Here is a 17,289-nt window from a genome sequence, read left to right as displayed (position 1 = left end):
CCCACGCGCCGCCCACAGGCCTTCGCCCCTGTTGAGTTGGCGTATATGCACGCGACACGCTGGCGTGTCGCGTGCATATACGCCAACTCATCCGGGAAATGAGGGGCCGCGGCCGACCAGCTGGTAGGGGCCGGCGGATGCTGCGGCTCAGCGGCCGGCTCGGGCGGCCAGCAGGCGGCGCTCGGCCTCGTTCGCGGTGAGCTCGAGGGCGCGCAGGTCCGCGGCGAGCGCCTCGTCGTCGCGGCCGAGATCGCGCAGGAGGGACGCCCGCACCGCGTGCCACAGGTGCGAACGCGCGAGCGGTCGCTCGAGTGCGTCAACCTCGGCGAGCGCGACCGCCGCCCCGTCGACGCGCGCGAGCGCCACCGCGCGGTTGAGCCGCACCACCGGGGACCGGTCGTACGCGAGGAGCATGTCGTAGAGCGTGAGCACCTGCAGCCAGTCGGTGGACGCCGCGTCGGCGGCATCCGCGTGGCACGCCGCGATCGCCGCGTGCAGCTGCCAGCGTCCGGGTCGCCGCAGCCGCGCCGCCCGCCCGAGCGCCTCGCGCGCCCCGGAGAGCAGCGTCGCGTCCCACCGCGCGCGGTCCTGCTCGGCGAGCAGCACGAGCTCCCCGTCGACGGACCGCGCCGACTCGCGCGCCCGGTGGAAACGCAAGAGCGCCAGCAGCCCCCAGGCCTCCGCGGCGCGAGGAAGCGCCTCGGCGATCACCTGGGCCAGCCACAGCGCGTCGTCGGCGAGATCGCGGTCGGCCGCAGCATCCGCTCCGGCGACGAAGTGGGCTTCGCTGTACATGACCGACACGATCGTCAGCACGAGAGCGAGGCGCGAAGCGGCGTCCGCTCCCTCCGGCACGCGCAGCGGAATGCCGCTGTCGGCGATCTTGCGCTTCGCCCGGGAGATGCGCTGCCCCGTCGCGGGCTCGGTCGAGAAGGTCGCCCGGGCGATCTGCGCGGTCGTCAGGCCGCACACCGCCCGCAGGGTGAGGGCGAGCTGAGCGTCGGGTGCGAGCGCAGGGTGGCAGCATCCGAACAGCAGGGGAAGTCGCTCATCCGCGGTAGCCCCGCCTGCCGTCGGCTTCGGTTCGAGAAGGGCCACCTTGTCACGCAGCACGCGCTCGCGCCGCACCCGGTCGAGGGCGTTGTGCCGCGCCGCCTGCATGAGCCAGGCGCCCGGCTTCGGCGGGATCCCGCGGCCCCGCCACTCGCGCAGGGCCTCCTCCACCGCCTCGGCGACGGCCTCCTCCGCCACGTCGAAGCTGCCGAACGAGACGGTCAGCGCCGCCGTGATGCGCGCCGACTCCTCGCGCACGACGCCGGCGAGGAGGCGATCCGATGCTGCGGCCCGTGTCGAATCGGATGCTGCGGCGCCGGCCGTGCCCGGAGGTTCCGGGTCGCGCGGGGCCGCAGCATCCGTTCCGGACATCACTCGAATTGGCTGTAGTCGACGACCATCGGCCGGATCTCGACGGCCACGCCCGGGAATTCCAGCGAGGGCCAGGTCTTGACGAGATCGATCGCCGCGTCGAGATCGGGCACGTCGATGACGCTGAATCCGCCGATGACCTCCTTGGCCTCCGAGAAGGGCCCGTCGGCGACGACCGGACCGCCGTCGCCCGAGCGCACCGTCGTCGCCGTGCTGACGGGGTGCAGCTCCGCGCCCGAGTCGTCGATCTTGTCGGCGTTCGTTCCGAACCACTCGTAGATCCGCCCGTACACCTCCTGCCGGCGCTCTTCGGGCACCGCGGCGTCGAGCTCAGGGGTCGAGGTGAACATGATCACGTACTTCACGGTCGTGTCCTTTCGTCAGTGGAACCGTTGCATCCCTACAGCGAACGGACAAGACCGATTTCGACACGACCCCCGAAGATTCTCCGCGGCCGGTGCGCGGGATTCAGAAGAGCGTGACCGGGTTGAACAGGTCGGCGAGGATCAGGATGCCGCCCATGACGAGCAGCGCCACGAACACGGCGAACGTGAGCGGCACGAGCTTGGTCGCGTCGACCGGCTTCGGCGGCGGGCGACGGAAGAGCTTTGCCCACACCCGCTTGATGCCCTCCCACAGCGCGACCGCGACGTGGCCGCCGTCCAGCGGCAGCAGCGGGATGAGGTTGAAGACGAACAGGGCGATGTTCAGCGACGCGAGCAGTGACAGGAAGCCCGCGACCCGGTTGAGCACGGGCGAGTCGGCGGCGGCGACCTCGCCCGAGAGCCGGCTCGCGCCGACGATGCTGAGCGGGCCGTTCGGGTCCCGCTCCTGACCGGTGACGAGGTCGACGCCGGTCTGCCACACCTTGGCAGGCAGCTGCCAGATGATGCCCGCGACCGCGCCGACGTTCTGCACGGCCATCTGCGGCCCCGCCCAGATCGGCTGCTGCACGTACTCGACGGTGGGGCCGATGCCCACGAAGCCGACCTCCTCGGTGGTGGTCGTGCCGTCGGCTGCTGTCACCTCGGTCTGGATCGTGGCGGGGGTGATCTGCAGCGTCTGCTCGGCGCCGTCGCGCTCGACGACGAAGGTCAGCTGCTGGCCGGGCGACGATCGGATGATGGCGGATGCCTCGGCGAAGTCCGCGACCGGCTCCCCGTCGATCGAGACGATGACGTCGCCGGGCTGGATGCCGGCGGCCTCGGCCGGAGCGGAGGGCGAGGAGTCGGTGCACTCGGTGGAGCTCGTCGTCGGGACGCACTCCGACAGCCGGGCGACCTCGGTGGTCGCCGTCTGAATGCCGATGCCGCTGAGCAGGATCGTGAAGAGCACGATGGCGAAGAAGAAGTTCATCAGCGGCCCGCCGAGCATCACGACGATGCGCTTGTGGATCGGCAGGCGGTAGAAGACGTGCGTGTCGTCGTCGCCCTGGAGCGTCTCGTCGTTCGCGTCGCGCGCGTCCTGCACCATCGTCGCGAAGAAGCCGCCGGCAGCGCGTCCGTCACGTCTCGCGGCCTGCGGCGACGGCGGGTACATGCCGGCCATGGAGATGTAGCCGCCGAGCGGGATCGCCTTGAAGCCGTACTCGGTACCTCGCCAGCGCTTCGACCACAGCGTCGGGCCGAACCCGATCATGTACTGACCGACCCGCACCCCGAACTTCTTGGCCGGCCAGAGGTGCCCGAGCTCGTGCAGCGCGATCGACACGGCGAGGCCCACGACCATGAGGGCGACACCGATGACGAACGCGAGGATCTCCACACGCTCACGGTACCCGCGCCAGCCTTTGAGTTGGGTGTGACGGCTGCGCGGTGTGCGCGGGCGGGGAACGGCTCGCTCCTCCCGTAGGCTCGACGCGAGGAGGAGCCGTGACCCCACGCCACGTGCGCGCGCTGCGCGGCACCGCTGCCGCGTGGGTCGCGACCGTCGTCGCCGCCACGGCGCACACCCTCGGCGGGGGCGGCGCGCCGTCGCCCGCCTTCGTCGCCGCGGTCGGCATCCTCGCCGCTCCCTTCGCCGTCGCCCTCATCGGCCGGAAGCTCTCGGCCGGGCGCATTGGCGCCACGGTGCTCGCGAGCCAGGCGCTGTTCCACGTCGCCTTCGCGGTGACCGCCGACGCCGATCCCGCCGCACTCCACGGCCACCACGTGACGCACCTCGGCGGAGACCTCAGTGCCGTCGTCGTCCCCGACGCCCCCATGCTCGCCGCCCACGTGCTCGCCGCGATCGCGACAGTCGCCGCGATGTACGGCGGGGAGCGGATGCTGCGCGCCCTGGGCCGCGGCATCCGCTCGCTCTTCTCGCGCCTGCGCGGCGTGGCCCTCCGGCCGCCGCTGCCGCGGTTCGTGCCGCTGCGCGCCGGCGCTGTGCTCGCCGCAGCGCGGATCGTCCTGTCGGACGTCTCGCGGCGCGGTCCTCCCGCTCTCGTCTGAGCGGCGCTTCGCGCCGCGCCCTCACCGGCCCACGCCCGATGCGTGCGCCGGACTCCTCTCGCGCGCCCGGCTCCCGCCGGCACGCGTCGCTCGGCGATCCGGCCGAAGACCCAGACGAAAGACGACAGCAATGACCGATTCCACCTCCCGTCCCTCCCGCACCCGCCGCGTCGTGATCGGCGTCACCGCCGGCCTCGCGCTCGCGATCGGCGCTCCGCTCGCGGCGTCCGCCCACGTCCACGTCACGCCCGAGACGGCGTCGGCCGGCGGCACCCAGACGCTCACGTTCTCGTTCTCGCACGGGTGCGACGGCTCCCCCACCACCGCCCTCGCCATCGACATCCCCGAGGGCGTCGGCAACGCGACGCCCGTGGTCCAGGGCGGGTGGACCATCACGCGCGAGCTCGACTCGGCCGGCGTGCCGACGCGCATCGTCTACACCGCCGCCACGCCCGTCGAAGACGGCTTCAAGGCGGCGGTCGCGATGGACGTCCTCTTCACCGAGGGCACGGCCGACACGACGCTGGCCTTCCCGGTGACGCAGACGTGCGCGGAGGGCGAGACCGCGTGGACCCAGATCGCCGAGGACGGCGAGGACCCGCACGACCTCGACGCGCCCGCGCCGCTGGTCGCGGTCGGCGCGGTCGTCGACGATGCGGAGGCCGGGCACGGCGATGCCGCGGCCGACGACGCGGGCGACACCTCGCACGAGGGCGCCGCGGCGGACGCGGACGCCGGGGACGCAGCATCCGTCTCCACCAGCGACCCTGTCGCGCGCTGGCTCGCCGCCGGCGGACTCGCGGCGGGGATCGCCGCGCTCGTGGTCGTGCTGGTGCGGGGCCGCCGCAAGGCCTGACACGAGTCCCCCGCCGGTCGTCGGGCGAGCGCGCCACCCGCCGCTCGACGACCGGCCCCCGTGCGAAGATGGATGCGCCATGCCGACCGACGCGCCCTCGAACCTGCCCCCGGTACTCCGTCCCGACGCGCCGCCGACACACTCGCTCGCCGACCTCGCGGCACGCTTCGCCGTCGACGTCCGCGGTGACGTCGCCGACGCCACGCTGACGGGCCTCACCCTCGCTACCGCCGACCTCCGGCCCGGCGACGTCTTCGTCGCGGTGCAGGGCGTCAATCGCCACGGCGCCGAGTTCGCGGCGACCGCCGCCGAGAAGGGCGCCGTCGCGGTGGTGACGGATGCTGCCGGAGCCGACGCCGCGGCCGCCAGCGGGCTGCCCGTGGTGCTGGTGGAGAACCCCCGCGCGATCCTCGGGGATCTGTCGGCCTGGGTCTACAGCACGGGCCGCGACGACGACCTGCCGATCCTGTTCGGCACGACCGGCACCAATGGCAAGACGAGCGTGTCGCACCTGCTCGAGGGCATCCTCGGCCAGCTCGGTGCCACGACGGGCCTGTCGTCGACCGCCGAGCGCCACATCGCCGGACAGGTCATCGTGTCGCGGCTCACGACCCCCGAGGCATACGAGATGCACGCCCTCCTCGCCCTCATGCGCGAGCGCGGCGTGGAGGCCGTCGCGGTCGAGGTGAGCGCGCAGGCGCTCAGCCGGCGCCGCGTCGACGGCATCGTGTTCGACGTCGCCGGCTTCACGAACCTCACGCACGACCACCTCGACGACTACGCCGACATGCGCGAGTACTTCGAGGCGAAGCTGCCGCTGTTCCTGCCCGATCGCTCGCGCCGCGCCGTGGTGTGCATCGACTCCGAGAACGGCGCCGAGGTCGTGGCGCGCAGCCAGGTGCCGACGGTGACCGTGGGAACGCCCGCCCTCGCCTCCGACCCCGAGGCCGCGGCCGCCGCCGACTGGGTGGTCGAGATCCTCGACGAGCGCCAGGTCGGCACGGAATTCCGGCTCACCGCGCGGGACGGCCGCATGCTGACGACGCTGGTCCCCGTGATCGGCCGCCATATGGCGGCCAACGCCGGGCTCGCGATCGTGATGATCCTCGAGGGCGGCTACGCGTGGGAGCGCCTGGTCGCGGCGCTGGACGGCGACCGGATCGAGGCCTATCTGCCCGGGCGCACCGAGCTCGTCTCGGGCGAAACCGGCCCCGCGGTCTACGTCGACTTCGGCCACTCCCCCGACGCCTTCGAGAAGACGCTCGCGGCGGTGCGCCGCGTCACACCGGGCAAGGTCGTCATGCTGTTCGGCGCCGACGGCGACCGGGACGCCACGAAGCGCCACGACATGGGCCGCACCGGGGTCGAAGGCAGCGACATCCTCGTCGTCACCGACCACCACCCGCGCCACGAGGACCCCGACTCGATCCGGGCGACCCTCGTCGAGGGTGCGCGGCGCGCGCAGCCGGATGCCGAGATCCACGAGTTCTCTCCGCCCGAGCGCGCGATCATCGAGGCCGTCGCGCTGGTCGGTGATGGCGACGCGATCCTCTGGGCAGGTCCCGGTCACCAGGACTACCGCGACATCCGCGGCGTCCGAACCCCCTACTCGGCGCGCGAACTCGCTCGTCGCGCGCTGCGCGAGGCGGGGTGGCCCGTGCCCGAGCCGCACTGGCCCGTGCCGTACCCGGACGACGTCACCCCGGCATCCGATCCCCTGCGCCCGGTGTATCCCGAGGCCTGATCGTCCCTGGAATCGCGAAAGGGTATACCTCCGCCGGCGGAGGTATACCCTTTCGCGATTCTCGCGTGGGATCAGGATGCTGCGGCGATGACCTTGTCGGCCTTGCGGCGTGCCCAGTCCTCGGCGTCGGCGAGGGCGTCCCGGGTGAGGGCGTCTGGCGCATCGTGTTCGTCGACCACACGCTCGATCACATCGATGATCCCGAGGAAGCTGAGGCGCCCCTCGTGGAACGCGTCCACCGCCTGCTCGTTGGCGGCGTTGAACACGGCGGGGTAGGTGCCGCCGGCGCGTCCGACCTGCTTCGCGAGGCGCACGGCGGGGAAGGCGGCATCGTCGAGCGGCTCGAAGGTCCACGAGGTCGCGGCGGTCCAGTCGAGCGGCCGTCCGACGCCCGCGACGCGGTTGGGCCAGTCGAGGCCGAGAGAGATCGGCAGGCGCATGTCGGGCGGTGAGGCCTGCGCGATCGTGGAACCGTCGACGAACTCGACCATCGAGTGCACGATCGACTGCGGGTGCACCACGACGTCGATCTCGGAGTAGGGCACGGCGAAGAGCAGGTGCGCCTCGATGACCTCGAGTCCCTTGTTGACGAGGGTCGCCGAGTTGGTGGTGACGACCCGGCCCATGTCCCACGTGGGGTGCGCGAGGGCCTCCGCGGGTGTGACGTTCTCGAGCGACGCACGGCTGCGGCCCCGGAACGGACCTCCGGATGCCGTGAGCACGAGCCGGCGGACCTCGCTGCGCTCCCCCGACCGGAGCGCCTGGGCGATGGCCGAGTGCTCCGAGTCGACGGGGACGATCTGCCCCGGGCGTGCGAGCGCCGTGACGAGGTCGCCGCCGACGATCAGCGACTCCTTGTTCGCGAGGGCGAGGGTGCGGCCCGTCTCGAGCGCGGCCAGGGTCGGCCCGAGGCCGACGGAGCCGGTGATGCCGTTGAGCACGACGTCGGCCTCGACATCGCGCACCAGCTGCTCGGCCTCGACGGCGCCGAGTGCGGTGTTCTCGACGCCGAACTCGGTCGCCTGCGCCTCGAGCGTCTCGCGGTCGGATCCCGCCGCGAGACCCACCACCTCGAACCGTCGGGGGTTGGCCCGCACGACGTCGAGCGCCTGCGTGCCGATGGAGCCGGTCGAGCCGAGGATGAGGACGCGCCGCATCCGGCCAGCCTATCGCCGGGCCGGATGCGGCAGCCCCGGGTTACTGCTGGGCGGCGGCGCGCTGGGTGCCGAGGATGTCGACGACGAAGATGAGCGTCGAATTCGCGGGGATCGATCCCTGCTCGGTGTCGCCATAACCCTCGGCCGCCGGAATCACCGCGATCACCTGCGAGCCGACCGTCTGGCCTTCGAGCGCCTTCTGGAAGCCCTGCACCACTCCGGTGGTCTGGAACTGGGTGGGTGCACCACGCTGCCAGCTGGAATCGAACACCGTGCCGTCGGGGAGGACTCCGGTGTACTGCACGAACACGTTGTCGCCCGCCTCGACCGTCGCCCCATCGCCCTTCTTGAGGACCGCGATCTCCGTGGTGTCGGGAGCCGCGAAGTCGCTGGGGACGGTGATCGTGGGCTCGCCGTTGTCGGCGAGCTCGACCTCGGGCATGCCCTCGACGGGTTCCTGGTCCTCACCGGTGGCGACGGTCGGAAGCTCATCGACGGACTGCGCGATCACGACGACGTTCGATGCGCCGTCGCCCAGCATCGAGCCGGGGATGGTGAATGCGGTGGAGGAGCCGAGCGGCGTGCACAGCACGGCGCTTCCGACGATGCTGCTGGCGTCCACGATGAGCGGGACGAGCCCGCTGTCGTCCGCCGAGGTCGTCGCGGAATCCAGCTGGATCTCACCGGTGGCGGGATCGATGATCTGGTACTGACCGGAAACGAGCTGCCCGACGGCGAGGTCGTTACCGTCACCCGCAGTCGAAACGGTGCGCTGGAGGTCGGCGAACTCCAGGTCCGTGGGGACGTCGGCCGTGAGCTCGCGAGCGGTGCCTGACACGCTCACCGCGTCGGAGTCGGCACCCGCCTGCGGGTCGAGACCGCACTCGGCGGAGGCGGTCGACGTCGGCGTGGGAGTGGCGTTCGGATCGGCCGACCCGGCGCACCCCGCCAGCAGCAGGGTCGACACGGCGACGACGGACAGGGCGGCGAACGGGCGAATGCGCACGGAACAACCTCGAGTCAGGGGAAGGGAAGCCTCCATCCTTTCGCATCTTTCCTCTGTTCGCGCTGGGAAACGACATGCCGGAACCGGAATGCGATCGGGAGTACCCTCTACGGGTGACTTCCGACCTCGTGCCCGGCGCCGAAGACACCGCCGACGAGACGGCGGAAGAAACCGCATCGCCCGCCGCGCCCGCTCGACGCATGGGCCTCACGTACGCGCTGGGGCGCGGCATCCTGACTCCCCTCGCTCGGATCGTGTACCGCCCCCATATCGAGGGCAAGGCCAACGTCCCCAAGTCCGGCCCGGTGATCTTCGCGAGCAACCATCTGTCGTTCATCGACTCCATCGCGATCCCGGTCGCCGCGCCGCGGCCCGTTCACTTCCTGGCCAAGTCCAGCTACTTCGACAAGCCCGCCTCTCGCTGGTTCTTCACGTCGATCGGCGCGATCCCGGTACAGCGCGGTGCCGGACAGGCCGCGCTCGACGCGCTCGACCAGCAGCGTGCCCTGCTCGACGAGGGCAAGGCCGTCGCGCTCTACCCTGAGGGCACGCGCTCGCTCGACGGCCGCCTCTACAAGGGGCGCACCGGTGTCGCATTCCTCGCCCTGCAGGCCGGGGCCCGCGTCGTGCCGGTGGGGCTCATAGGCACCGACAAGGTGATGCCGGTCGGGGCGAAGAAGCCGTCGTTCCAGCACCGCGCCACCATCAGGTTCGGCGAACCGCTCGACCTCGCCCACCACGGACCGGCCTCGTCGGGCAAGGCCCGCCGGCTCGCGACCGACGAGATCATGGCCGCGATCCACGCCCTCTCGGGCCAGGAGCTCGCGAACGCCTACAACGAGGTCCCCGCGCACAACGCGATCGACCGCATCAAGCAGGTCCTCCCCCACGAGCGCCGCTGACGCGCGTTTCGACTCGCAAGCTCGCTCAACGACCGGGGGACGAGCTCGCTCAACGACCGGGCGCAGCGACCACGATCGTGGGCTCGTGGTGCACGGGGAAGTTCACCGAGTTCGCGATGAAGCACCACTCGTTCGCCTGCGCGTGCGCGGCGGTCGCAGCATCCGTCATCGATGCGTCCTCGATGGTCACGCGCGGCCGCAGCACCACCTCGCGGAACGCGCCGCCGCCGCGACCGTCTTCGACCATGAGACCGGATGCCTCGTCCTCGTAGCCGACGACCACCACACCCGCCTGCACGCACGCGTGGAGGTACGACAGGAGATGGCACTGGCTGAGGGCCGCCAGGAGCATGTCCTCGGGGTTCCAGCGGGACGGGTCGCCGCGGAACGGCTTGTCTGAGGAGGCGAGCAGCGCCGGCTTGCCGTCGATCTCGACCGTCGTCGCCCGGTCGTAGTCCCGGTAACCCGAGGTGCCGGTGCCGCGGTCACCGGTCCACGTCGTCCGGACGGAGTATCGATGCTCGCCCCACATGAGCACAGTCTGTCATGCGGGCGGACGGCTCCTCCGGCGGTAGGCTGACGGGGTGCCGCAGACCTTCGCCGCGACCGACGCCGTCGAGCTCGCCGTCGTCGAACGCAGCGGTTTCGTCGAGTCGCGCCACGCCGGCATCGCCATCGTGCTCGCCGCGGACGGCACCATCGCCGAGAAGCTCGGCGATCCGTCGGCGCTGATCCTCCCCCGCTCCAGCCTCAAGCCGCTGCAGGCTCTCGCGTGCCTCTCGGCCGGGGTGCCGCTCGAGGGCGAGCGACTGGGCCTCGCGACCGCGAGCCACTCGGGAACCGACCGTCATGTCGCGGTGGTCCGCGACATCCTGTCCCTCGGCGAACTCGGCGAGGACGCACTCGGGTGCCCCGCCGCGTGGCCGGGCGACACCGCGACCCGCGACGAGATCGTGCGCGAGTTGGGTCAGCCGTCGCGCATCCGCATGAACTGCTCGGGCAAGCACGCCACGATGCTCCTCACCAGCGTGGTGAACGGCTGGGACCCCGAGGGCTATCTCGCGCCGGAGCATCCGGTGCAGATCCTCGTCCGCGAGACCATCGAGCGCCTGATCGGCGAGAAGGTCGCAGCGACCGCCGTCGACGGCTGCGGGGCGCCGGTGTACGCGATGACCCTCTTCGGCCTCGCCCGCGCGATCCACCGCATCGGCAACTCGTCGACGACCTCTCCGTTCGCGCTGCACCGCAGCGCGGGCGCCCTCGTCGAGGCGGTGCGGGCCGACCCGTGGACCATCGACGGCCCCGGCCGCGCCGACACGATCGCCATCGAGCGGCTGGGCGTGTTCGCCAAGGGCGGCGCCGAGGGCGTCATGGTGATGGTCGCCCCGAACGGCACCACGGTGGCGCTCAAGATGCTGGACGGCAGCGGCCGCGCCGCCACCGCCGTCGCACTGCGGCTGCTCGAGCGGCACGGCGCGCTGGCCGCGCCGGATGTGGCCGACACGATGTCGAGGCTTCCGCTGGCCGTCACCGGCGGCGGACAGGATGTCGGGGCCATCCGCCCCGCTTTCTAGAGGCGCTCCCACGAGGAGCCCGAGCGCTCCAACGGCGGAGCGGAAAGGATCACACGATGCGGATCAGCGTCCCCACCGAGGTGAAGAACAACGAGTACCGGGTCGCCCTCACTCCCGCGGGCGTGCACGACCTGGTCGCCTCCGGGCACGAAGTGTTCGTGCAGTGCGGCGCGGGCGAGGGCTCGTCGATGCCGGATGCCGAATACGCGGACGCGGGCGCGGTGCTCCTCGACGACGCCGCAGAGGTGTGGGCACGAGCCGAGCTGCTCCTGAAGGTGAAGGAGCCGATCGCGAGCGAGTACGGCTACTTCCGCGATGACCTCGTGCTGTTCACATATCTGCACCTCGCGGCCGACCGGCCGCTCACCGAGCGCCTCGTCGCCGACCGCGTGACCGCGATCGCGTACGAGACCGTCCAACTGGCGGGCGGCGGGCTCCCGCTGCTCGCCCCGATGAGCGAGGTCGCCGGGCGTCTCGCCCCGACCGTCGGCGCCGCGACGCTGATGCGCTCGGCCGGGGGCCTCGGTCTGCTCATGTCGGGCGTGCCCGGCACGCGGCCGGCCACGGTCACCGTCATCGGCGGCGGCGTCGCCGGCGCCAACGCCGCGGTGATCGCCGTGGGGATGGGCGCCGACGTCACGGTGTTCGACACGAACGTGCAGCGACTCCGCTATCTCGACGACCACTTCCAGGGCCGGGTCAAGACCGCCGCGTCGAACCCGCTCGACCTCGATCGCGCGGTCACCGCCTCGGATCTCGTCATCGGCTCGGTGCTCATCCCCGGCGCCAAGGCGCCCAAGCTCGTCACCAACGACATGGTGTCGCGTATGCGCCCGGGCTCCGTGCTCGTCGACATCGCCGTCGACCAGGGCGGCTGCTTCGAAGACACGCACCCGACGACCCACGCCGACCCCACCTTCCCGGTGCACGGCAGCATCTTCTACTGCGTCGCGAACATGCCGGGCGCGGTGCCCAACACCTCGACGTCGGCGCTCACCAACGCCACACTCCCTTACATCCGCCAGATCGCGCGACGCGGCTGGAAGGAAGCACTTCGAGCGGATGCTGCGCTCGCAGGCGGTCTCAACACCATGGGTGGTCGCGTGGTCAATGCGGGCGTGGCGACGGCGCACGAACTCGAGCTCACTCCTCTGGACGCCGCCCTGGCCTGACGGCGGCGTCGCTTCGGAAGCCCTGGACTCCTTCGGGAGTCCGGGGCTTCCGTCTGGGGCCGGGGTGCGCGTGTCGGCGCTCTGGCCGAGACTGGGATGATGACGGACGCGCACGTGTGGACGGTGGACGATCACCTCAGGGATGCGGACCCCGCCGCGGTCGAGCTGTGGCACCGCATCGACGTGCTGATCCGGTCGTTCGGCCCGGTGACGCACTCTGTCGCGAAGACGACGATCACGTTCAAGGGTCCGCGCCGCGGCTTCGCCGGCCTCCGCCCGCTGCGGGCGGGCGTGCGCGGCTATTTCGACCTGATGCGCGAACTCCCGCCCGACCCCCGCATCCTCAGCGCGTCGCCCTACGGCCGCCGACTGTTCGTGCACCAGTTCCGGCTCACCGATGCGAGCGAATTCGACGACGACGTCGCCGCGTGGCTGCGCGAGGCGTACGCCGTCGGGTGCGGCGCGCACCTGGGCGGCTGAGCGCCACGCCGGCGCACGGTCTCGGCGCTCCTGCTCAGGCGAGCCCGCCGTCGATCGACCGGGCGTAGTCGGCCGGGTCTTCGGGGACGAGCACCGGGGTGTCGCGGTTGAGGCTCTCGCCTCGGAAGAACGCCTTCGCCCGCGGGAACAAGAACCACAGGATCATCAGCAGCACGCCGAACGCGAGCGACCCGATGCCGAGCACGAACGTGCCGCCGATGCCGAGCAGCACCGTGTAGCCGTAGTCGACGTCGTACATGTCGATCGCGGACTGCACGAACGCGTACGTGAGCATCCCCGCCCCGAGCAGCGGGAGGAGGAACCGGTAGAAGAAGTTCCGCGCGCTGTTGAACAGCTCCCGCCGGAAGTACCACACGCAGGCGTAGCCGGTGATGGCGTAGTAGAAGGCGATCGCAAGCCCCAGCGACAGGATCGAGTCCTGCAGGATGTTGTCGCTGATCAGGGTCATCCCGACGTAGTAGACGATCGCGACCACACCCATGACCAGGGTCGAGAACGACGGGGTCTTGTAGCGCGGGTGCACCGTCGCGAACCGGCGGGGCAGCGCCTTGTACGCGGCCATCGAGAGCGTGCCTCGCGCGGTCGGGAGGATCGTCGTCTGCGTCGACGAGATCGCCGAGATCATGACGGCGACCACGAGCACCCAGCCGAGCGGACCGAGCAGGCCGTCCTTGATGGCGAGGAAGAAGTCGTCGGCGTTCGCCTCGTTGCCCAGGCCCGTGCCCGTCTCGCCGAGGCCCGCGTACATCATCGCGGCCACCGTCACGCCGACGTAGGTGAAGAGGAGGATCACCGTCGTCAGCAGCGCCGCGCGACCGGGGATGCGCTTGGGGTCCTTGGTCTCCTCGTTGAGGGCGAGGCAGGTGTCCCAGCCCCAGTAGATGAACAATGCCAGCAGGACGGCCTCGACGAAGCCGCTCCACTCGGTGAATGCGAACGGGTTGAACCACGACCAGTCGAACGGGGTCGGGTCGGGGGCGGTGCCGGCGAAGAACTGCCAGAGCGCGGCGACCACGAAGATCGCAAGAGCCAGGTACTGGATCGCCAGCAGGACGTTCTGGATGCGCTCGCCGATCTCGACGCCTCTCCAGCTCACCCACGTCATCGCCGCGATGAACACGACTCCGGTCGCGGTCACGAGCGGGACGTTGTCGGCGAGCAGCGCCTCCTCGGGGTTGCCCACGATGCCGTCCACGAGCGCCCAGAAGTAGATGCCCGCGATCTGCGCGAGGTTCGCCAGCACGACCATGCCGGCGACGGCCACGCCCCATCCGCCCATCCAGCCGACCCACGGGCCGAAGGCCTTGGTGCCCCACGTGAAGGTGGTACCGCAATCGGGGACGTCGTTGTTGAGCTCGCGGTACGCGAATGCGATGAAGAGCATCGGGACGAACGCGATGACGAACGCGATGGGCGCCTGCGCACCGACCGCCAGGACGACGAACCCGAGGGTCGCCACCAGCGAGTAGACGGGCGCGGTCGACGCGAGGCCGATGACAGTGGAACCCCACAGTCCCAGCGTGCCCGCGGCGAGTCCCTTGCCCTCAGGCCGTTGCATGTCGATCGGGGTTGTAGCCACAGGCCGACGCTATGGCGTGCGAGAAGGGCCGGTCAAGGTGTCCGCCCGACGGTCAGACCGGACATCTCATGATGGGAGGACAATGCGGACGGGATCGGCTCCGGCCGCGATGAGCCACGCGCGCGCGGCACCCGGTTCGCAGTAAGGCGGCACCCCGCGAAATCCCGCGAGGACACGAAGCTCCGACGCGCACGACGTGTCGACCACGAGGTCGTGGTCGCCCCGCACATCGGCGAGCAGGCGCCAGTGCCGCTGCCAGTCGTCGGGCTCCCCCACCACGACCAGGCGCGCGGTCGCGGCGGCACCGGGATCCGCGACGTAGTCGTCCACTCCGAGCAACCGATGTCCGTGCGCCTCCCACGCGGCCAGCGCGCGTCGGCCCGCGGGCGACCTACGGACCACGACGCCGGTGAGCGGAGCGAGCGGCATCCATTCGGGGTCGGGCACGGCCGGCTCACGGGACGCGAAGGGCGCCATCGCGAGCTGGAGCGTCCGCCCGTCGAGTCGGCCGCGCCCGGCGGGCGCAGCGGGGTCGAACGTCGAAGGGTCTCCCCCGGCCGACGCGTGGTCGACGCGCGTGGGGTAGGGCAGCACGAGCCGTCGTGGGAAGAGCTCGGCGACGCGCGACACAGGCCCAGTCAGCCGGTGTGCACCCGCGACCACCAGCACGCCCGCGGCGGCGGCACGACGTACGAGGCCCTCGATCCGCTCCATGACGACGTGGGCGTACTCGGGTGGCAGACGCAGCGCGACCGCGTCGATGTCGTCCACGAGCACGGCCGATCCGGGACGCGGCAGCTCCTCGTGGAGTGCGGCCACGGCGTCCCACAGCCCCTCGGGGTGAGCCGGAAGGCGTTGCGCCGTCCCCTGCAACTGCGCCGCGATGAGATCGAGCGCGGTCGACACTCCGGACGCCGGTCCGCCGAGTACCAGGAGTGCACGGTCGGACCCGCCGAGGAACGCTACCGGCTGCCGCTGGCGCTCCGGCTCGTCTGCCAGGCCGAGAAGCACGGTGCCTGCCGCGGGGGCGTCCCGATCCGCGGCCGCGCGGGTGGCGAGTTCGTCGAGGGTCAGCAGCCTCGGCAGCTCGGGCAGCCAGGGCCTGCTCGGTGCGTGGTGTCCGATCCGCAACGCGGCGGCGGCCACATCGTCCGGTCCGGACAGCGCGATGCGCACCTGCTGCGGACTCGCGTCGCCCGCGCGACGCACGAACGCCGTTCCGCGCCCGGAGACTCCGCCCGGCAGGCGGGCTGCGTCATCCGTGCCCAGGAGCGCCCGGCTGTCGGCCGCGTCGGTCACGCGCAGACTGATCCGCAGCGGGCAGTTCGCCAGCAGGTTGTCGCGGATCACCCCTGCGGCGCGCTGCGTGCCGAGGATGAGATGGATGCCGAGGGCGCGCCCGCGCGCCGCGAGGTCGGCGAACAGCCCGTGCAGCTCGGGGTGGTCGCCGAGCAGGGCGGCGAACTCGTCGACCACCACCACGAGCCGCGGCAGCCGCACACGCGGATCGCCGATGTCGCGGGAGCCCGCGGCGGCGATCGCCGCCTCCCGGCGGCGGAGCTCGGCCCGCAGACTCTCGATCGCGCGGCGGGCGCCCGAGCCGTCCAGGTCGGTGATGACCCCGCTGACGTGCGGCACCCCGGCGAGCCCGTCGAACGCGGTGCCGCCCTTGAAGTCCGCGAGCAGGAACGTCACCTCGTCCGTCGAGTGCGTCGCGCAGAGCGCGAGGATCCACGTGATGAGCAGCTCGCTCTTGCCGGACCCGGTGACCCCCGCGACGACCGCGTGAGGTCCGTCAGCGACGAGGTCGACGAGCACCGGCTCGCCGCGACTCACGCCGATGACCGCAGCCAGTCCTCCCGACGCGGCGGGCACGGCAGCCAGCAGCGGAGCCAGCGCGATCGGCTCAGGCACCCCGCGCTGGAGTCCGAGGCTGTGCTCGGCGCGAGCGGAGAGCTCGGTCGCGATCTCCTCCGCCTGACCTCGGGAGACCGCCTCGACGCGCACCGGCACGACCTCGCCGGCGTGCTCGAGCCGCGCGACGTCGGGGGACGAGATCGTGAGCACCGCCTGGCAGCGTGGGGGCAGAGGTTCGCCGGGACGGCCCCGCGCGATCACCAGATCTGCGTCGGCGGGGACCAGCTCGCCGGGTCCGACGATCGCCAGCGCCGATCCGCCCTGACCTTCGCGGTGTGGCAGCGCCTCCATCCAGTCGAGGCCTCGCCCGAGCGGCCCGACGACGCGCAGCTCGTCCGGTGCGAAGGCGAGGCACGCCTGCAGGACGAGCGCCCGTTGGACAGCGGTCGCGAGGGTCTCGCCCCCGACGACCACGACGCCCGCGGCGAGCGGGAGCGTCACCGGCGCCGCCGAGACGCGAGCCGCGCGGCGACGCAGCTCCGCAGCATCCGGGTCGCCGTCTCCCCCGGTCACGCGGACGACGCTCGCGCACTCGCCCTCGCCGACCACGAGCCGCGCGTCGCGCCCGCCGCGCCAGATCTCGCCCTCCCGAGTGGCGAGGCGCAGGACATCGGGATGCCGCGCCCACAACTGCGCACGTTCGCCGTCGTGTCGCGCCGCCACGGCCGCCGCGACCTCGTCGCGTGCCCGTACCGCGTCGGCCGCGGCACGCCGACCGTCCCGCCGGGCGGCGCGTCGCGCGTCGAGCATGGTCGCCGCCGCGATCAACGGGCCGAGGAGCGCGAACCAGAGCGAGAAGAGCGAGCCGGTGACCAGCCACAGCGCGACGGCCCCGACCACCGGGACGATCGCGGCCACGAGCGGCAGGGGCGGGCGCGGCGGAGGAGTCCAGGCCGCCGGGAGCGCGAGCGGCTCGTCGTCGAGCACGCCGCCGGTCGCGAAGGTCGAAGGAGCGGTCGAGCGCATGCGCCCATTCCACTGCGAGCCCGCGCGCGACGGGTCGCGGCGGCGGGATCTGTGG

General features: G+C 72.0%; 15 protein-coding genes. 7 read left to right on the top strand and 8 right to left on the bottom strand.

All coding sequences use genetic code 11. The features are described 5' to 3' along the window. Positions 1 to 147 precede the first annotated feature (147 nt). The 3 genes from ACVN90_RS06130 to ACVN90_RS06120 form a co-directional block, all read right to left on the bottom strand. Positions 148 to 1,425, bottom strand: a complete 1,278-nt coding sequence (locus ACVN90_RS06130; protein ID WP_475102073.1) for an RNA polymerase sigma factor — start codon at positions 1,423 to 1,425, stop codon at positions 148 to 150. After that, a complete protein-coding gene (locus ACVN90_RS06125; protein ID WP_475101261.1) occupies positions 1,425 to 1,790 on the bottom strand; it encodes a YciI family protein in 366 nt (121 codons plus the stop codon). The genes ACVN90_RS06130 and ACVN90_RS06125 overlap by 1 nt, the downstream gene beginning before the upstream one ends. A gap of 103 nt (positions 1,791 to 1,893) precedes the next feature. Further along, positions 1,894 to 3,189, bottom strand: coding sequence for a M50 family metallopeptidase (locus ACVN90_RS06120; RefSeq protein WP_475101260.1), 1,296 nt, complete (start codon positions 3,187 to 3,189; stop codon positions 1,894 to 1,896). A 107-nt stretch (positions 3,190 to 3,296) separates the two neighbouring features. On the opposite strand from ACVN90_RS06120, the gene ACVN90_RS06115 reads away from it, so the two are divergent. The 3 genes from ACVN90_RS06115 (at position 3,297) to ACVN90_RS06105 (ending at position 6,460) form a co-directional block, all read left to right on the top strand. After that, on the top strand, positions 3,297 to 3,860 hold the full coding sequence (locus ACVN90_RS06115; protein WP_475101259.1) for a hypothetical protein: 564 nt from the start codon (positions 3,297 to 3,299) through the stop codon (positions 3,858 to 3,860). Between the two features lie 130 nt (positions 3,861 to 3,990). Beyond that, the gene (locus ACVN90_RS06110; protein WP_475101258.1) at positions 3,991 to 4,716 is read left to right on the top strand and encodes a YcnI family copper-binding membrane protein; all 726 of its coding nucleotides are present in this window, start codon (positions 3,991 to 3,993) and stop codon (positions 4,714 to 4,716) included. Positions 4,717 to 4,795: 79 nt separating this feature from the next. Next, positions 4,796 to 6,460, top strand: coding sequence for a Mur ligase family protein (locus ACVN90_RS06105; protein ID WP_475101257.1), 1,665 nt, complete (start codon positions 4,796 to 4,798; stop codon positions 6,458 to 6,460). 71 nt (positions 6,461 to 6,531) lie between these two features. Here ACVN90_RS06105 and dxr read toward each other — a convergent pair whose 3' ends face one another. Continuing rightward, positions 6,532 to 7,617, bottom strand: a complete 1,086-nt coding sequence (gene dxr / locus ACVN90_RS06100; protein WP_475101256.1) for a 1-deoxy-D-xylulose-5-phosphate reductoisomerase — start codon at positions 7,615 to 7,617, stop codon at positions 6,532 to 6,534. Between the two features lie 40 nt (positions 7,618 to 7,657). Beyond that, positions 7,658 to 8,623: an FKBP-type peptidyl-prolyl cis-trans isomerase gene (locus tag ACVN90_RS06095; RefSeq protein ID WP_475101255.1), complete on the bottom strand. Its 966-nt coding sequence runs from the start codon at positions 8,621 to 8,623 to the stop codon at positions 7,658 to 7,660. Positions 8,624 to 8,736: 113 nt separating this feature from the next. Between ACVN90_RS06095 and ACVN90_RS06090 the strand changes: the two genes are divergently transcribed. Further along, positions 8,737 to 9,525 (top strand): lysophospholipid acyltransferase family protein, encoded by a 789-nt coding sequence (locus ACVN90_RS06090; protein WP_475101254.1) that lies wholly within the window; start codon positions 8,737 to 8,739, stop codon positions 9,523 to 9,525. Positions 9,526 to 9,574: 49 nt separating this feature from the next. On the opposite strand, the gene ACVN90_RS06085 is transcribed toward ACVN90_RS06090, so the two are convergent. After that, the gene (locus ACVN90_RS06085; RefSeq protein ID WP_475101253.1) at positions 9,575 to 10,057 is read right to left on the bottom strand and encodes an OsmC family protein; all 483 of its coding nucleotides are present in this window, start codon (positions 10,055 to 10,057) and stop codon (positions 9,575 to 9,577) included. A 52-nt stretch (positions 10,058 to 10,109) separates the two neighbouring features. Between ACVN90_RS06085 and ACVN90_RS06080 the strand changes: the two genes are divergently transcribed. The 3 genes from ACVN90_RS06080 to ACVN90_RS06070 all read left to right on the top strand — a co-directional run bounded on the left by ACVN90_RS06080 (position 10,110) and on the right by ACVN90_RS06070 (position 12,751). Beyond that, entirely contained in the window at positions 10,110 to 11,099 is a 990-nt protein-coding gene (locus ACVN90_RS06080; protein ID WP_475101252.1) for an asparaginase, read from the top strand. 56 nt (positions 11,100 to 11,155) lie between these two features. Next, positions 11,156 to 12,271, top strand: coding sequence for an alanine dehydrogenase (gene ald, locus ACVN90_RS06075; protein WP_475101251.1), 1,116 nt, complete (start codon positions 11,156 to 11,158; stop codon positions 12,269 to 12,271). A gap of 99 nt (positions 12,272 to 12,370) precedes the next feature. Beyond that, entirely contained in the window at positions 12,371 to 12,751 is a 381-nt protein-coding gene (locus ACVN90_RS06070; protein ID WP_475101250.1) for a DUF5655 domain-containing protein, read from the top strand. Positions 12,752 to 12,785: 34 nt separating this feature from the next. Here the strand turns inward: ACVN90_RS06070 and ACVN90_RS06065 are convergent, their stop codons facing one another. Then, positions 12,786 to 14,351: an APC family permease gene (locus ACVN90_RS06065; RefSeq protein ID WP_475101249.1), complete on the bottom strand. Its 1,566-nt coding sequence runs from the start codon at positions 14,349 to 14,351 to the stop codon at positions 12,786 to 12,788. Between the two features lie 66 nt (positions 14,352 to 14,417). Further along, a complete protein-coding gene (locus tag ACVN90_RS06060; RefSeq protein WP_475101248.1) occupies positions 14,418 to 17,234 on the bottom strand; it encodes an FtsK/SpoIIIE domain-containing protein in 2,817 nt (938 codons plus the stop codon). Between the last annotated feature and the right edge of the window lie 55 nt (positions 17,235 to 17,289).

This window comes from Microbacterium sp. F01 (assembly GCF_056156365.1).
Note: the sequence above shows the minus strand (reverse complement) of the source record. Positions and strands in the feature narration are given on the sequence as shown.

Bases quoted from the DNA above. Each gene is read 5' to 3' on its own strand.
- ACVN90_RS06130 (WP_475102073.1), bottom strand. From the start codon at position 1,425: ATGTCCGGAACGGATGCTGCGGCCCCGCGCGACCCGGAACCTCCGGGC.
- ACVN90_RS06110 (WP_475101258.1), top strand. From the start codon at position 3,991: ATGACCGATTCCACCTCCCGTCCCTCCCGCACCCGCCGCGTCGTGATC.
- ACVN90_RS06105 (WP_475101257.1), top strand. From the start codon at position 4,796: ATGCCGACCGACGCGCCCTCGAACCTGCCCCCGGTACTCCGTCCCGAC.
- dxr (WP_475101256.1), bottom strand. From the start codon at position 7,617: ATGCGGCGCGTCCTCATCCTCGGCTCGACCGGCTCCATCGGCACGCAG.
- ACVN90_RS06085 (WP_475101253.1), bottom strand. From the start codon at position 10,057: ATGTGGGGCGAGCATCGATACTCCGTCCGGACGACGTGGACCGGTGAC.
- ald (WP_475101251.1), top strand. From the start codon at position 11,156: ATGCGGATCAGCGTCCCCACCGAGGTGAAGAACAACGAGTACCGGGTC.
- ACVN90_RS06070 (WP_475101250.1), top strand. From the start codon at position 12,371: ATGACGGACGCGCACGTGTGGACGGTGGACGATCACCTCAGGGATGCG.
- ACVN90_RS06060 (WP_475101248.1), bottom strand. From the start codon at position 17,234: ATGCGCTCGACCGCTCCTTCGACCTTCGCGACCGGCGGCGTGCTCGAC.